The organism is Metalysinibacillus jejuensis (genome assembly GCF_003057615.1).
In the GTDB taxonomy this organism is placed as follows: domain Bacteria; phylum Bacillota; class Bacilli; order Bacillales_A; family Planococcaceae; genus Metalysinibacillus; species Metalysinibacillus jejuensis.
In genome coordinates this window covers 1-354 of the sequence record NZ_QAFW01000197.1, presented here as the reverse complement: position 1 = coordinate 354, position 354 = coordinate 1, and the positions used below count along the sequence as shown (strand labels likewise).

Here is a 354-nt window from a genome sequence, read left to right as displayed (position 1 = left end):
GACCCGTTTAAATAAAAAGAAAAAGCGCAACGATTCATTCATAGAAGGTGTGGAAGTAGAAGAAATTCACCATCACCCAACCAATCTCGAATGTGACTGTTGCCAAAATCAACTACATGAAATTGGCGCCACAATTGCCCGGGAAGAAGCAACATTTATTCCAGCTAAGTTGGTGCGCGTGCAGCATATTGAGCATGCCTATGAGTGCAGGCAATGTAAAAAAGATAACGAGCAAAGTTCGTTTATTCAACGCGGAAAAGCGCCGACGGCGGCGATTCCTCGTAGCATTGCGGGGCCAACGGTGTTGGCAAAAGTAATTTATGATAAATTCTCGCTTTATCTACCGCTTTATCG

At 44.1% G+C, this 354-nt stretch carries 1 protein-coding gene; it reads left to right on the top strand.

The window, feature by feature from the left end:
- Positions 1–354, top strand: a 354-nt coding sequence (locus DDE80_RS14865) for an IS66 family transposase zinc-finger binding domain-containing protein (RefSeq protein ID WP_201261555.1), incomplete at both ends; no start/stop codon positions are given.